The organism is Marinobacter excellens LAMA 842 (assembly GCF_001574445.1).
In the GTDB taxonomy this organism is placed as follows: domain Bacteria; phylum Pseudomonadota; class Gammaproteobacteria; order Pseudomonadales; family Oleiphilaceae; genus Marinobacter; species Marinobacter shengliensis.
The window spans coordinates 91,665-105,857 of the sequence record NZ_LOCO01000008.1; the positions used below are offsets into that span (position 1 = coordinate 91,665).

General features: G+C 60.2%; 14 protein-coding genes. 11 read left to right on the plus strand and 3 right to left on the minus strand.

Going from position 1 to position 14,193, the window contains the following annotated elements; translation table 11 throughout:
* Positions 1-12: 12 nt before the first annotated feature.
* Positions 13-690, minus strand: coding sequence for a haloacid dehalogenase type II (locus J122_RS09310; RefSeq protein ID WP_061331986.1), 678 nt, complete (start codon positions 688-690; stop codon positions 13-15).
* Between the two features lie 140 nt (positions 691-830).
* On the opposite strand from J122_RS09310, the gene J122_RS09315 reads away from it, so the two are divergent.
* The 10 genes from J122_RS09315 (at position 831) to J122_RS09360 (ending at position 11,568) form a co-directional block, all read left to right on the plus strand.
* On the plus strand, positions 831-1,742 hold the full coding sequence (locus J122_RS09315; protein WP_061332077.1) for a LysR family transcriptional regulator: 912 nt from the start codon (positions 831-833) through the stop codon (positions 1,740-1,742).
* Positions 1,743-2,053: 311 nt separating this feature from the next.
* Entirely contained in the window at positions 2,054-3,274 is a 1,221-nt protein-coding gene (locus J122_RS09320; RefSeq protein ID WP_061331987.1) for a multidrug effflux MFS transporter, read from the plus strand.
* Between the two features lie 328 nt (positions 3,275-3,602).
* A complete protein-coding gene (tpx, locus tag J122_RS09325; protein WP_061331988.1) occupies positions 3,603-4,100 on the plus strand; it encodes a thiol peroxidase in 498 nt (165 codons plus the stop codon).
* Between the two features lie 247 nt (positions 4,101-4,347).
* On the plus strand, positions 4,348-5,679 hold the full coding sequence (locus J122_RS09330) for an MATE family efflux transporter (protein WP_227510156.1): 1,332 nt from the start codon (positions 4,348-4,350) through the stop codon (positions 5,677-5,679).
* A 123-nt stretch (positions 5,680-5,802) separates the two neighbouring features.
* Positions 5,803-8,610 carry a monovalent cation/H+ antiporter subunit A gene (locus tag J122_RS09335; RefSeq protein ID WP_061331989.1) on the plus strand — a complete coding sequence of 936 codons (2,808 nt, stop codon included), beginning with the start codon at positions 5,803-5,805 and terminating at the stop codon, positions 8,608-8,610.
* Positions 8,610-8,948, plus strand: coding sequence for a Na+/H+ antiporter subunit C (locus tag J122_RS09340; protein ID WP_061331990.1), 339 nt, complete (start codon positions 8,610-8,612; stop codon positions 8,946-8,948). Before J122_RS09335 ends, J122_RS09340 begins: the two co-directional genes overlap by 1 nt.
* Positions 8,945-10,474 carry a monovalent cation/H+ antiporter subunit D gene (locus J122_RS09345; RefSeq protein WP_061331991.1) on the plus strand — a complete coding sequence of 510 codons (1,530 nt, stop codon included), beginning with the start codon at positions 8,945-8,947 and terminating at the stop codon, positions 10,472-10,474. The genes J122_RS09340 and J122_RS09345 overlap by 4 nt, the downstream gene beginning before the upstream one ends.
* Complete coding sequence (locus J122_RS09350; RefSeq protein WP_061331992.1) at positions 10,471-10,965, plus strand: Na+/H+ antiporter subunit E; 495 nt, start codon at positions 10,471-10,473, stop codon at positions 10,963-10,965. Before J122_RS09345 ends, J122_RS09350 begins: the two co-directional genes overlap by 4 nt.
* Entirely contained in the window at positions 10,958-11,227 is a 270-nt protein-coding gene (locus J122_RS09355) for a K+/H+ antiporter subunit F (RefSeq protein ID WP_058090815.1), read from the plus strand. Before J122_RS09350 ends, J122_RS09355 begins: the two co-directional genes overlap by 8 nt.
* An 11-nt stretch (positions 11,228-11,238) precedes the next feature.
* A complete protein-coding gene (locus J122_RS09360) occupies positions 11,239-11,568 on the plus strand; it encodes a Na+/H+ antiporter subunit G (protein WP_061332081.1) in 330 nt (109 codons plus the stop codon).
* Here J122_RS09360 and J122_RS09365 read toward each other — a convergent pair.
* The gene (locus tag J122_RS09365; RefSeq protein ID WP_061331993.1) at positions 11,565-11,993 is read right to left on the minus strand and encodes a thioesterase family protein; all 429 of its coding nucleotides are present in this window, start codon (positions 11,991-11,993) and stop codon (positions 11,565-11,567) included. The genes J122_RS09360 and J122_RS09365 overlap by 4 nt on opposite strands.
* A 288-nt stretch (positions 11,994-12,281) precedes the next feature.
* Here J122_RS09365 and J122_RS09370 point away from each other — a divergent pair, with 288 nt between their 5' ends.
* Positions 12,282-13,910: an MBL fold metallo-hydrolase gene (locus J122_RS09370; RefSeq protein ID WP_061331994.1), complete on the plus strand. Its 1,629-nt coding sequence runs from the start codon at positions 12,282-12,284 to the stop codon at positions 13,908-13,910.
* Between the two features lie 13 nt (positions 13,911-13,923).
* On the opposite strand, the gene J122_RS21140 is transcribed toward J122_RS09370, so the two are convergent.
* Positions 13,924-14,082 carry a YqaE/Pmp3 family membrane protein gene (locus J122_RS21140; protein WP_068351496.1) on the minus strand — a complete coding sequence of 53 codons (159 nt, stop codon included), beginning with the start codon at positions 14,080-14,082 and terminating at the stop codon, positions 13,924-13,926.
* Positions 14,083-14,193 lie beyond the last annotated feature (111 nt).

A 14,193-nucleotide genomic window follows, 5' to 3' on the forward strand; every position in this document is an offset into this window, starting at 1 on the left:
TGGGAGCTGCTTTCAGGTATTTAGTGCTTTAAGACTCTCGGGAAGTTGAGAAAGGCTTTGTATTACTGCTGACGGCTCTATGCCCCAGTCTTCGAAAACCCGGTTTTCATCCCGCTTTACCCAAATCGCTGACAACCCGGCCGCTCTGGCACCGATCACGTCCCAGGCGTTGCTGGACACCAGGCATAGGGGGCTGTCCCAGGCGCCGGTCGCGCGGCGGGCATGGGTGTAAACAGCGGGGTCTGGCTTGAAGCTTTTGATGTCGTCCACCGACACCAGGCCATCGAACTGCTCCAGCAGGTTGTTGTGGTCGAGCACCTTTTCCAGCGCCGGGTAGCTGCCGTTGGAGAACGCGAACAGGGGATAGTGGCCTTTCAGTGCCTGCAGAGCAGGTAAGGCATCGTCAAACGCCGGGAGGGACAAGTAGGCAGCCATGAGTTGGTCTTCCCGTGCCTTGCTTAGCTCCAGTTGGTGCACTGCCATGGCATAGCGCAACGCCTGGCGGGTGCATACGCCAAAATCTTCGTAGACTCGCATCAGGCCCTTCCGGAAGGAAAACTCCAGCTGTTTCTCCCGCCAGAGCCCGGCAACCGCCGCTGCCTGCTCGCCCGCATCCTGCTCAAGCAGCCGGGACATGCCCATCGGGTCTACTAAGGTTCCGTAAACATCGAACGCCAGAGTGGTTTTCATGTTTGCTCCTGTTCCGGGGAGTGTGCCTCAATATTGAACGATTACTCAATTTAGACCAACCGGACTTTAGTGGCAAAAACCGATCAACCAGGCCCGGCTTCCTGATGACTTGGCCCTTGCGCTCGCCTAAACTGCCAACCATGAAGCCCGTTGATATGTTGAACCTGGACCTGAGATCTCTCGCCACCTTCGTTGCCGTATTGGACGAGGGCGGGGTGTCGCGTGCGGCCGTTCGGTTGGGGGTGACCCAATCGGCGGTAAGCCATACTCTGGAGCGTTTGCGCCAGGCCTTTGGCGATCCCCTGTTTGTGAAATCCGGGCGAGGCATTGTCCCCACGGACTATGCTTTGCGCACCGGGCCGCACATTCGCCAGTTGCTGGATGACCTGCGCACCCTGCCCTCGGGGCCACCGTTTGAGCCGGCGACGGCGGAGTTCACCTTCACCATCGCGGCCAACGACTACCAGCGGGATTTGTTGCTGCCGGGGTTAGTCAGAATTCTGCGAGAGCAGGCACCGGGTATTCATTTGCAAGTGATTCCATCCGGAATTCCCAACCCCGACTTGTTGCGCAAAGAGGCCTGTGATCTTGTTATCAGCCCGTTTGCGCCGGAAACCACGGACATCATGCAACGGGGTTTGATGGCGGACCGGATGGTGGTGTTCTACGACCCCAACGAGCGACAGGCACCTGAAGATCTGGCGCAGTACATGAACGCCGATCACATCACTGTGCTGTTCGCCACCGGCGAGAAACCCGGTCTGGACACGACTCTGGACACCCGTGGCCTGAAACGCCGAAGCGTGGTGACGGTCTCCAACTTCTCCGGCCTGCCGGAGTTTCTGCGCGGCACTGACCTTTTGGCCTCCGCACCCGAACGAATGAGCAATCAACTGATGCGGGACTTCGCCTACGTGCCTTTACCCTTTGAATACAACCCCTTCACTCTGCTCATGCTCTGGCACCGACGCCACCAGACAGACCCCGCCCACCGCTGGGTTCGCAATCAGGTGAACTCGGTGGCGGCCACCATGAACGGCTTGCACGATTAATCAATCAATATTGTTCATGTATTGCATGAAAGGTTAAGCCGTTATTTTTCTGGGCCGGCCGTCCTAGACTCCCCCTCCATATGTTCGCTGGTGAGAGTGGGGTAGTGCCTCCCAAAACTGTGCGGAGCCAGGGGTGGAGCGCGGAAGCGCTTCACGGGCTGGCCATGGATGGCCTGCCCAGGACCCTCAGCGCGACGCAGGAGCAATTAGCGCTGAGGGGCGGAGCCCAAGCGTCACATGGATGTGCCGCAAGGAGCGTGTTTTGGGAGGCACTACCCCACTCTCACCCAACTCCGGGGTCAGGAATAACCGTGCTCGCACTCACCAGCATCTGGACCACCATTTTACTCGCCGCCGCGGTCGCCCTCGGGCCGATGGCCATTGATATGTACCTGCCTGCGCTGCCGCAGATTGGGGCTGACTTTAACGCCGGTACCGATCAGGTTCAGTTCACTCTAAGCATCTATCTGATTGGTTTTGCCCTTGCCCAGCTAGTTTGTGGGCCGTTGGCTGATCGTTTTGGCCGAAAGCCTGTCATGATTGGGGGTATGCTGCTGTTTGCACTCGCCAGTATTGGTTGTGCCCTGGCCAGCAATATCGAAACCTTACAACTATTTCGCTTCCTCCAGGCTCTGGGAGGCTCCGCAGGACCGGTTCTGGGCAGGGCCGTGGTGCGGGACGTTTATACGCCCCGGGAAGCGGCAAAAATTCTCGCCCTGCTTGCCGGCATGATGGCCCTAGCACCGGCAGTGGCGCCCACGCTCGGCGGGTTAATCGTAGCCACCATGGACTGGCACTGGATCTTCATCGTCATGGCGGCCTACGCCTTGATCATGATGGCCGTCATCGCCTTCGGCATCCCAGAACCCCTGCGCCCGGAACACCGGCAACCGTTCAGGTTTTGCCAGCTCATGAGCAACTACCGCCGAATCAGCACCGACATGACCTTCATCGGCTACACCTTTACCAGCGCCGCCATCTACGGCGGCCTGTTCGCCTTCCTGTCTGGCTCCGCCTTCGTACTGATCGACGTCCTGGGCGTCGCCCCCGAGCACTTCGGCCTGTACACCGCCATCACGGCCGGCGGCTACCTGATCGGCAACATGGCCTCCATCCGCCTCGCCGGGCGCTACCTCCCAGACCAGATCCTGCTCTACGGCCTGGCCACCACCCTCACCGCCGGCGCCACCATGACATTGCTTGCCTACCACAACATCCACAGCCCCTGGGCCGTGGTGCTACCGCAAGCCCTGTTCATGGCCGGCACCGGCATGGTCCTGCCCCAAACCATGGCCGGCGCGTTAGCCAACCACCCCACCATGGCCGGCTCCGCCTCCGCCCTCCTCGGCTTCATCCAAATGACCGCCGCTGCCGCCGCCGGAGCCCTGGTAGGCATCCTCCACGACGGCACCCCACTGGTGATGGCCACGATTATTGCCGTTTGTGCGGGACTGGGACTTATTGGTTACCTGTTTCTAGTGCAGCGATACCCAGCACCGGGCTTTGAGGCCCAAGGTGCTGGTTCAAACTGATACCGTCTTTTGGACAAAGTAATCGGAAATCTTCAATGACTGGAAAACCCGCGAGCAAGTCGAGGGTTCGGGTAGGGGATGGCTTTCCAAAACCTTGCGGAGCCATGGATGGCGGAGCAGAGCGTACAGGGACGTATTCACAGCGTGTTTTGGAAAGCCATCCCCTACCCGGACCAGCACCCAAAGCGGGCTCTAAAAATACTCCCTAAACCTGACATCTAGCGGGCAAGAAATCGCTGGTTTGAGTGACCCGGGATGAAAAGTCATCCAAAGTAAGCTACACAGAGTAGATTGCAGAGATCCAAAACCACAAGACAAGGAGCAAACCATGAGCAACGTCACCCTGGACGGCAACCCCATCGACGTCAGCGGCAAATTCCCCCAGCCCGGCGAAAACGCTGCCCCATTCACCCTGACCAACAGCGGCCTCGAAGAAGTAAAACTCGACAGCTGGCCCGGCAAACGCAAAATCCTCAACATCATCCCCAGCATCGACACCGGCGTCTGCGCCGCCAGCACCCGCAAATTCAACGAAAAAGCCGGCAGCCTCGACAACACCGTCGTCCTCGTCATCTCCGCCGACCTCCCCTTCGCCGCCGCCCGCTTCTGCGGAGCCGAAGGCCTGAACAACGTTGAAACCCTCTCCACCTTCCGCAACTACAGCTTCCAACAAGACTACGGCGTCGCCATCCAGGACGGCCCCCTGGCCGGCCTGTGCGCCCGTGCGGTTGTGGTCCTCGACGAGAACAACAAAGTGCTGCACAGCGAACTGGTCAACGAAATCAAAAACGAGCCGGATTACGAAGCGGCGTTGAAAGTGCTTTGATTCTCCCAGCCCTGACCGAACCACCTCCCGCTTTGGAGTGATGACGGTTTCCCACCTGTGTTGGGGCGAAGGGGAGGGGATGGCTTTCCAAAACTGTGCGGAGCCATGGATGGCGGAGCCCAAGCGTCACAAGGATGTGCCGAAGGAGCGTGTTTTGGAAAGCCATCCCCTCCCCTTTGCAAGCACCAAAAGCCAGACCTGTTAGAATCCACGCCCAGAATCCAAAACCCAAGGCACCGACCCCCAAGTGCAGAACCAACCCCAAAGCCCAAGCCTGGCCCGCCAGCTCTACCAAATGACCTGGCCCATGCTGTTCGGCGTTCTCTCCCTGATGACCTTCCAGCTCACCGACAGCGCCTTCGTCGGCCAGCTTGGCCGCGACCCCCTCGCCGCCCTGGGCTTCACCGTGCCCATGCAACAACTGGTCAGCGGCATGTACGTGGGCCTCGGCATCGCCACCACCGCCATCATCTCCAGAACCCTGGGCCAGGGCGACAACCTCCGCGCCCAACGTCTCGGCGGCCTCGTCGTCACCATCGGCGCCAGCCTGGCGCTGATCCTGTGCCTCTCAGTCTGGCTATTACAAACCGGCATACTCAACTTCCTCGGCGCCGAAGACCAACTCCGGCCCGCCATCCGGGAATACTGGGTGCCCTGGCTTATGTCCGCCTGGCTTGGCGCCTTGCTCTACTTCGGCTACGCCGTCTGCCGTGCCAACGGCGACACCAAGTTACCCGGCTACATGATGATCGCCACCAGCCTGCTCAACATTGCCCTGGACCCACTGTATATCTTTGTCTTCGGCTGGGGCCTGCCCGGGGCCGCCTGGGCCACCATCACCGCCTTCGGGATTGGCTCTTTGGTAGTTTTCCCGGCACTGGTCAAACGCCAATGGCTGCGCTTTGACCTGCTGCAACTGCAACTGGCCAAAGCCATCAAGCAGCTCGGCGGCATCATGGCACCGGCGATGGTCAGCCAACTGATGCCGCCCCTGTCCGCCATGCTGGCCACCTCGCTGGTGGCCGGGTTTGGCTCCGCCGCCGTGGCCGCCTGGGGGCTGGGCACCCGGCTCGAGTTTTTCTCCATCGTGGTGGTACTCGCACTGACCATGTCCATGCCGCCGATGATCGGCCGCATGCTCGGGGCCGGCGAGCTAGACAACATCCGCAAACTGGTGCGCATTGCCGTGCGCTTTGTGGTGGTCTGGCAACTGGTGCTGGGGCTGGTGTGGCTGGCTGCATCCGGGCTGGTCTCCACCCTGTTCAGCCGGGATGGTGATGTCCAGGACATCCTGCTGAGCTATCTGCTCAGGGTGCCCCTGAGTTATAGCGGCCTGGGGGTCTGTATGCTGATGGTTTCGATCAACAATGCCCTGGGATTACCCATGCGGGCACTGTTGATCTCAACCCTGCGGCTGTTCGCCTGTTACCTGCCCTTGCTTTGGCTGGGCGCCCAGGTGTCCGGACTCACCGGATTGATGTCCGGGGCCCTGGTCGGCAACCTGTTTGCTGGACTGATGGCGTACAGCCTGTACCGCCAAGGAATGACCAGATTGCGACAAAAGTACCCCGCCACTTGACGGTTAACAATGAATTAATGTGCTAGTCTTCGGTAATCTGTTTTGGCTATCGCGCCCCGGCCTGTTCGCTGCGGGCAGATGAACAATTAACCCCAATACTCCTTCCGGGTTACCGGCCTCACTATGGTACCAGGACTCATCATTTTGCTGCCGGTGCTGGGAGCCTTTGCCTCCTGGTTACTGAGCCGCAACGCTGCCGGCGCGAGCATACGTGTTCATGCCATCACAGCCGCATTGGCACCCCTGGCCGGTTTACTTCTGCTGGCAGGGCATTGGCCGCAGGCATCGGACCAGAACGCGCTGGTCACCACCGTGCAGTGGATTCCACAACTGGGGCTCAACCTGTCGTTCCGGCTGGACGGCCTGAGCTGGCTGTTTGCCACCCTGATCACCGGCATTGGCTGCCTGATCATTCTGTACGCCCGCTATTACTTTGACGGCAAAGCCAACGCGCCGCGCTTCTTTATCCTGATCCAGCTGTTCATGACCGCCATGCTCGGCATTGTGCTGTCTGAAAACCTGCTGTTCATGTTGGTGTTCTGGGAGCTGACCAGCCTGGTGTCGTTCCTGCTGATCGGCTTTAACTGGTCCAGCCGGGGCGCCCGCCGGGGTGCCAGGATGTCACTGGTGATTACCGGTGGCGGCGGCCTGGCCCTGCTGGCGGGTATTCTGCTGCTGGGCAACATGGCCGGCAGCTTCCAGTTATCTGACATTCTCGCCCAGGGCGAGATGCTCAAACAGCACAGCCTGTACCCGCTGATGCTGAGCCTGGTGCTGTTAGGCGCATTCACCAAATCTGCCCAGGCCCCCTTTCACCTGTGGCTGCCCCATGCCATGGCCGCACCCACGCCGGTATCGGCGTATCTGCATTCGGCCACCATGGTCAAAGCCGGCCTGTTCCTGATGGCCCGGCTGCATCCGGCGCTGGGCGATACCGAACTCTGGTTTGCGCTGGTAACCGTCACCGGCATGGTCACCCTGATGGTGGGCGCCTTTGTCGCGATGTTCATGCACGACATCAAGGGCCTGCTGGCCTATTCCACCATTTCCCATCTGGGCCTGATCACTCTGCTGATTGGCATGGGCAGTGAAATGGCCATGGCGGCGGCCCTGTTCCATCTGGTCTGCCATGCCCTGTTCAAAGCCCCGCTGTTTATGATGGCAGGCTATGTGGATCAGGCCACCGGTAGCCGGGATATGCAATTGATCAACGGCCTGTGGCGCTGGATGCCTGCCCTGATGATCGTCACCCTGGTGCCGGCGGCTGCCATGGCCGGGTTACCGCTGATGAGCGGCTATCTGAGCAAGAAAATGCTGTTTTCCGAAAGCCTGCTGGTGACGGCACCCCACTGGGCGGATGTGGTGATCCCGGCCTGGGTCACCGTGGCGGGTCTGTTTTCGGTGGCCTATTCGGTGCGCATCTTCCACAACGTTTTCTTTAATGGCCAGCCACGGGATCTGCCGGTGTGGCCGCCAAAGCGTAAGCCAGCCGCCGCATTGTTGCCGTTGGCCATTCTGGCGACGTTATCGTTGCTGGTTGGCCTGGTTCCCCAGTGGATCTACGACCACCTGGTGCATCTGGCGGTGCTGCAGACCACCGTGTCTCATTTACCAGCCTATGATTTCAGTGCCCTGTCCGACGCCCACACCCCTGCCATGATGAGTCTGGTGGCCATGCTGGGCGGGCTGGCGGTTTACAGTGCCCGCAAGCCGTTGTTCGCCATTCATGCCCGGTTACCGGAGGTGGACGCCAAGGACATTTTTGAAACCGCCATGCAGCGCACTATTCGCTTCTCGCAAACGCTGGTTTATCGTCTGGAAAACGGCTCCCTCCAGCGCTACCTGGCACTCATCCTGTTAACCACCGTCGCCCTGGTGGCCTGGAGCCTGAGCGGCCTGGAACGGTGGCGCGGGCCTGTGCCAATGACCGCCCTGGACCCACTGGTGGTGTTTGGCATCAGCATCCTTTGCCTGTCTGCCGTGGGCGTTGTGCTGTGTCATCGTCACCGCCTGCCGGCCCTGTTGCTGCTGTCGGTCACCGGCCTGTTTGTCACCCTCACCTTTGCCTGGTTCTCCGCACCGGACCTCGCCCTGACGCAACTGTCGGTTGAAGTGATGGCGGTGGTGATCATGATGCTGGCCCTGTCGTTCTTACCACAGAGCTCACCCAAGGAATCCCGCTTTCCCCGAATTGCCCGAGATCTGTTCGTGGCCCTGGCCGCCGGCGGCGGTGTGGCCGCGTTCACCTTTGCCGTGCTGACCCGCCCGGTAGACTCCATTTCCGACTTTTTCCTGGCCAACAGTGTGCCCGGAGGCGGCGGCACCAACGTGGTGAATGTGATCCTGGTGGATTTCCGGGGGTTCGATACCCTGGGTGAGATCACGGTACTGGGCATTGCCGCCGTGGCGGTGTTCGCCTTTACCCGCAACCTGAACCTGAAAAAACGGGTGGCGGAATCCGGCCACTCCCATTGGGTAGCCGAGCCCCATCCGGTCATCCTGCAGATGGTGGCGCACATGGCTTTGCCCATTGCCCTGCTGGTATCGGCGTATATTTTCCTGCGCGGCCACAACATGCCAGGGGGCGGTTTCATTGCGGGATTGGTCACGGCCGTTGCGCTCACCCTGCAATACATGGCCGGTGGCCTGGTCTGGGCCCAGGCGCGCATGCGTACGCACTTCCGCTCGCTCATTGGTGCGGGGCTGCTGATCGCCCTGCTGACCGGTGTTGCCAGCTGGGTGCTCGGTTATCCGTTCCTGACCACCACCTTTGCCCACCTGCACTGGCCGCTGATTGGCGAGTTTGAACTGGCCAGCGCCCTGCTGTTTGATCTGGGTGTTTACACCACCGTGGTGGGTGCAACCCTGCTGATTCTCGCGAACCTGGGCAAACTGATGACCATTGCCGGCCCAGGCAAGGAGGTGGGCTGATGGAACTGATGATCGCAGCCGCCCTGGGGATCCTGACCACCTGTGGGGTATTCCTGGTTCTGCGTGCCCGCACCTTTTCCGTGGTGCTGGGCCTGACCTTGTTATCCCATGCCGTCAACCTGTTCCTGTTCAGCATGGGCCGGCTGACAACCGGCGCCCCGGCCATTGTCGGCCTGACGGAATCCAGTGCAGACCCGCTGCCCCAGGCACTGGTGCTGACCGCCATTGTGATCAGTTTCGCGATGACCGCCTTCGTGGTGGTGTTGTCCCTGAAAGCCGCCGTGGAACTGCGCAATGATCACGTAGACGGCGAAAACCCGAACGAGGACCGGCCATGACCCACCTGATGATTCTGCCGGTCGTCATCCCCATGCTGGCCGCCGCCTGGTTGCTGGTAAACCACCGGGCCAGTATCGGCCGCCAGCGGGTGTGGAGCATTCTGTCCACCAGTTTGCTGGTGGCGCTGGGCGTGTGGGCGGTTATTGCGGCTCAAACCGATTACCACACCTACTGGCTGGGCAACTGGCAGCCGCCCTTCGGCATTGTGCTGGTGCTGGACCGGCTGAGTGCCATGATGCTGCTATTGGCCGCCTTACTGGCCCTGTTCTGCGTGCTCTATGCCAGCCGGGGCAGCGACCGGGAGGGTTCCCATTTCCATGCCCTGTTCCAGTTCCAACTGATGGGCATTAACGGTGCCTTCCTGACCGGTGATCTGTTCAACCTGTTCGTATTTTTCGAGATCCTGCTGCTGGCTTCCTACGCCCTGTTGCTGCACGGCGGCGGCCGGGCCAGAAGCCGGGCGGGCTTGCACTATGTAATCATCAACCTGCTCGGCTCTGCCCTGTTCCTGCTGGCCCTTGGCATTCTTTACGGCCTGACCGGCACCCTGAACATGGCCGACCTGGCAGTGCGGATTGCCGCCGCCAGCCCCGATGACCAAACCCTGCTGAAAGGTGCCGCCCTGCTGCTGATGGTGGTGTTCGGTATCAAGGCCGCCATTTTGCCACTGCTGTTCTGGCTGCCCAGGGCCTATTCCGCCTCCAGCGCGCCGGTGGCGGCGCTGTTTGCCATCATGACCAAGGTTGGCTTTTACGCCATGGTGCGGGTGCTTCTGATTGTGTTCGGGCTGGACCCGGCACAGCCCCTCAATGCCGAGGTGTTCCTCTGGCTCTGGCCCCTGGCGCTGGCCACCCTGGGCCTCGGCGCCATTGGCGTGCTGGGGGCCGCCAGCCTGCGCACCATGGCCGCCTACCTGGTGATTATGTCCAGCGGCTTGCTGATGGCCAGTTTTGCCATGGCCGAAACCACCGTATTGGCCGCCAGCCTGTTCTACCTGCTGCACAGCACCTGCCTGGCGGCGGTCTTTTTCCTGCTGGCCGACCTCATCGGCCGGCAGCGGGCCGACGGCTACGATCTGCTTTCGGTGACCGCTCCCTTGACCCATCGCTGGACCCTGGGCACGCTGTTTCTGGTGGCGGCGGTCAGCATGGCGGGGCTGCCGCCCTTCTCTGGGTTTGTTAGTAAAGCCTGGCTGCTGCAGAACGCCATCACGCACCCGCACTACCTTTGGCTCTGGGGCATTACCCTGATTGCCGGGTTATTTATGATTGCCGCACTCAGCCGAGCCGGCTCCGGCTGGTTCTGGAAACCGGAGCCGTTCACCGGCCGCCAGCGCCGCAAGCTGGACCCGGCGCGCGTGGCCACGGTATCCGTGCTTATTGGTATCAGTGGCGCCCTGGCCCTGTTTGCCGCGCCGGTGATGGAGTATATGACTGCAACCGCAGGCCAGCTTTATCATCCGTCCGCCTATGTTGAGGCGGTGCTTGGCGAGCCCGTCACGATAACGGGAGGGCTCACCCCATGAACTGGTTACAGCGCTGGGTGCCACACCCCCTGTTCGCCGGCTTTCTTCTGCTGTTATGGCTGTTGATGAATGAGTTCAGCTTTGCCCACCTGTTGCTGGGCGCGGTGCTGGCGGTGGTGATTTCCCGGGTCACCCAGCCGTTCTGGCCGGAGCGTTCAAAGGTCAAGCATCCGGGTAAGTTGCTGCGCTACCTTGGCCGGTTATTGATGGATATCCTGAAATCCAACCTGATTGTCGCCCGGCGCATTCTGTTCTATTCGCGGCAGCTGGAGCCGGGGTTCTTCACATACCCTCTGACCCTGACCGACGATTTTGCCGTGACCATTCTGGCCAGTACCATTTCGCTGACCCCGGGCACGGTGAGCGCGCATTATGATCGCGAGGGCCGCTGCCTGTTGATCCACTGCCTGCATCTTGAGGATGAAGTAGCGTTGATCAAAGACATTCGCGAGCACTACGAGAAGCCGTTACAGGAGATTTTTGATGATTGAATGGGCGGTTAACCTGGCGATCACTGTGTTTGCGATTGCCATCCTGCTGAACCTTTACCGGCTGGCCATCGGGCCCGACATCGTGGACCGGATCCTGGCGCTGGACACCCTGATGATCAACAGTATTGCGTTGATTGTGCTGTTCGATATCCGGTTGTCCCTGGGCATCCTGTTTGAAGCCGCCATGCTGATTGCCCTGATGGGGTTTGTCGGAACCGTGGCAATGACCAAGTATCTGTTGCGGGGGGATGTGATCGAATGACTGCGTCAACCATGCCGTTCGTTCTTGAATTGGTGATTTCGCTGTTCCTGGTGGCCGGCGCCTTGTTTGCGCTGATTGGCTCTGTTGGCCTGGCCCGGTTGCGGGATTTCTTTATGCGGCTGCATGGGCCCACCAAGGCCAGCACCCTTGGCCTGGGCTGTTTGCTGATCGGCTCGTTGCTGTACTTCAGTTTTCAGCGCGGCGCGCTTTCCGTGCATGAGGCGATTGTAACCGTTTTCCTGTTTGTGACTGCGCCAGTCAGCGCCCATATGATGGCGAAGGCCGCCCTGTTCCGGGGTGTGGATAAGGGCGGCCCAAGCCGGAATTACCCGGACCGTTAGCCGGCAAACCTGGCCCGGAAGCTCTCGGGCATGGGGGTGACTTCCCGGGTTTTGTAGTTGAAGAACACAAAACCGTATTTAGCCATGGCCACCGATTGGCCGGTGTCGGCTTTGGTAACCCGGAACACGAAATCGCCGCCGTATTTGTTGAAATCCATCAGGCCCACTTCGAAGCGCAGCATGTCCGGGTAAAAGGATTCGCCCTGGTACATGGTGGCCAGGTCGGTGACGATAATGCCGGTGCCGTTCTGGTCGGCTTCTTCGATACCGTGTTCAACCAAGAACTGGGCGCGGGCTTCGGAGAGCATGGAGATCAGGGCGTCGTTGCCGAGGTGGTTGGCGCCGTTGATGTCGGTGATTCTGACGGGCATTCGGGTTTCGAAGCTGAAGGCGTTGTCGGGAAAGTCTAGTTTGATTCTTGCCACGGGGGTGTCCTGATCTGGTTCAACATTGGATTGGGCTGAATCATACGCTTCCGGTTGTGACTTCTCATCTTATGGTGCTATCGGGTATCTTGCTTCTTGTTCCTGCGCTTTTTGTTTCGGAGTAAGCGGCGCTTGGGGCTGGGCTTTCCAGAACACGCTCCTTCGGCACATCCTTGTGACGCTTGGGCTCCGCCATCCATGGCTCCGCACAGTTCTGGAAAGCCCAGCCCCAAGCCCCGCCCAGACTTCCTGCATGCGCCCAATAAAACGTCATAATAAGAGTTACTTATGGATATTCGCCCGGCTGCCACTCTGGTTCTTACCCGCGATACCGAAAACGGCATTGAAGTGCTTCTGCTGCAACGCACCTGGGAGGCTATTTTCCTGCCCGGTTACTATGTGTTCCCCGGCGGGGCGGTGAATGAGCAGGAGTCGGAGGCGCAGCCGCATGTTGTGGGTGTTGAAGACGCGGATATCAGTCAGACCATGAGTCTGGATGAGGGTGGCGCGGATTTCATGTTGGCGGCGGTTCGGGAGTGTTTTGAGGAGGCGGGGGTTCTGCTGGCTCAGGATGCGAATGGCAAGCTGGTTGGCGCAGACCATCCGGTGCATGGTGAGCGGCAGGCGTTGTTTCGGGATGAGGTGTCGCTGGCGCAGTTGTGTGAGAAGCATGGGCTGGTGGTGCCGCTGGACCGGTTGGCGTATTTAAGCCATTGGGTGACGCCGCCGGGGCCGCCTCGGCGGTTTGATACGCGGTTTTTTGTGGCGGTGGCGCCGGAGGGGCAGGTGGCCGGGCACGATGGTCAGGAGACGATTGATCACGTGTGGATTTCACCGGCGCAGGCGTTGGAGGAGCATCGGGCAGGGCAGCGGTTGTTGGGGTTGCCGACGATCCGTACCTTGCGGGTGTTGTGTGATTTCAGTTCCACCGCCGAGTTGATGCGCTATGCCCACGCCAATCCGCCGGAGGCGTTCCCGACCGACCCCTGGCCGGCGCTTCGCAAGGGTAAGCCGGTGATGCTGGAACCCAACGCGCCGGCTTACGATGAGGCAGTGAAGCTGGACCCGGAGGGGGAAGGCTCCACCCGGGCGGAAGTTGTGCCGGGGCAACCGGTAGAGGTGGCAGCCGGGGTGGTGAGGTTGACCGCACCAAACCCGGGGATGATGACCGGGCCGGGCACGAATACCTATATTCTGGGCTTTGAGCGGTTTACGGTGATTGATCCCGGGCCGGCCAATGACGCCCATATTGACGCGATTCTGGAGGTAACCGGCGGGTTAGTGGACCAGGTGCTGGTGACCCATACCCACCTGGACCACTCACCGGCAGTGTCGGTGCTGAAGGAGCGAACGGGATGCCGGGTGTTTGGCTGGCCGGCCCCGGAAGGCGCCGGCCAGGACCCGTCCTTCAAGGCGGACGATGAACCGGAGCATGGCGATCTGATTGTCAGTGAGGCGGGCATCCTGAAGGTAATTCATACCCCCGGACATACCTCGAACCATCTGTGTTATCTGCTGACGGACCAGGAGCTGCTGTTTTCTGGTGATCACATCATGCAGGGGTCGACGGTGGTGATTAATCCGCCGGACGGCGACATGAAAGCCTATGTGGAATCGCTGTATGACCTGCTGGATGAGGCCCTTCGCTTCATCGCCCCCGCCCATGGCTTCCTGATGGGCCAGCCGGAGGCGGTCATTGATTACCTGATCACCCACCGGTTATCGCGGGAACACAAGATCTTCCGGGCACTGGAAGCCCTGGCACCGGTTTCGCTGAAAGACCTTACTGCGAAAGCCTACGACGACGTGCCCGCGGCCATCCATGGACTGGCTGCGCGATCAGCCCTGGCGCACCTCCTCAAACTTGAGGCGGAACACCGGGCCTATCAGTCAGACAACCTCTGGCATACTCACTAAGCCGGATACCGGGCTACTTCTTGGCGATGATCCACACCGCGTGCACGATGCCAGGAATGTAGCCCAGGATGGTCAACAGTATGTTGATCCAGAAATGCTTGCCCAGTCCCACCTGTAAAAAAACACCTAACGGCGGTAACAGAATCGCAACCAGAATTCGCAAAAGGTCCATTTAGTTCTCTCCTCGTGGCACGTATAACAGTCATATCTCTGAAAGATAGCAGTGTTATTACATTCAACCACATCGGGCCATTACAGATGGGCCCGTGATCATGAAAGTGGC

Coding starts and splice junctions, on each gene's coding strand:
- J122_RS09310 (WP_061331986.1), bottom strand. CDS start 690: ATGAAAACCACTCTGGCGTTCGATGTTTACGGAACCTTAGTAGACCCG.
- J122_RS09315 (WP_061332077.1), top strand. CDS start 831: ATGAAGCCCGTTGATATGTTGAACCTGGACCTGAGATCTCTCGCCACC.
- tpx (WP_061331988.1), top strand. CDS start 3,603: ATGAGCAACGTCACCCTGGACGGCAACCCCATCGACGTCAGCGGCAAA.
- J122_RS09335 (WP_061331989.1), top strand. CDS start 5,803: ATGGTACCAGGACTCATCATTTTGCTGCCGGTGCTGGGAGCCTTTGCC.
- J122_RS09340 (WP_061331990.1), top strand. CDS start 8,610: ATGGAACTGATGATCGCAGCCGCCCTGGGGATCCTGACCACCTGTGGG.
- J122_RS09345 (WP_061331991.1), top strand. CDS start 8,945: ATGACCCACCTGATGATTCTGCCGGTCGTCATCCCCATGCTGGCCGCC.
- J122_RS09350 (WP_061331992.1), top strand. CDS start 10,471: ATGAACTGGTTACAGCGCTGGGTGCCACACCCCCTGTTCGCCGGCTTT.
- J122_RS09355 (WP_058090815.1), top strand. CDS start 10,958: ATGATTGAATGGGCGGTTAACCTGGCGATCACTGTGTTTGCGATTGCC.
- J122_RS09360 (WP_061332081.1), top strand. CDS start 11,239: ATGCCGTTCGTTCTTGAATTGGTGATTTCGCTGTTCCTGGTGGCCGGC.
- J122_RS09370 (WP_061331994.1), top strand. CDS start 12,282: ATGGATATTCGCCCGGCTGCCACTCTGGTTCTTACCCGCGATACCGAA.
- J122_RS21140 (WP_068351496.1), bottom strand. CDS start 14,082: ATGGACCTTTTGCGAATTCTGGTTGCGATTCTGTTACCGCCGTTAGGT.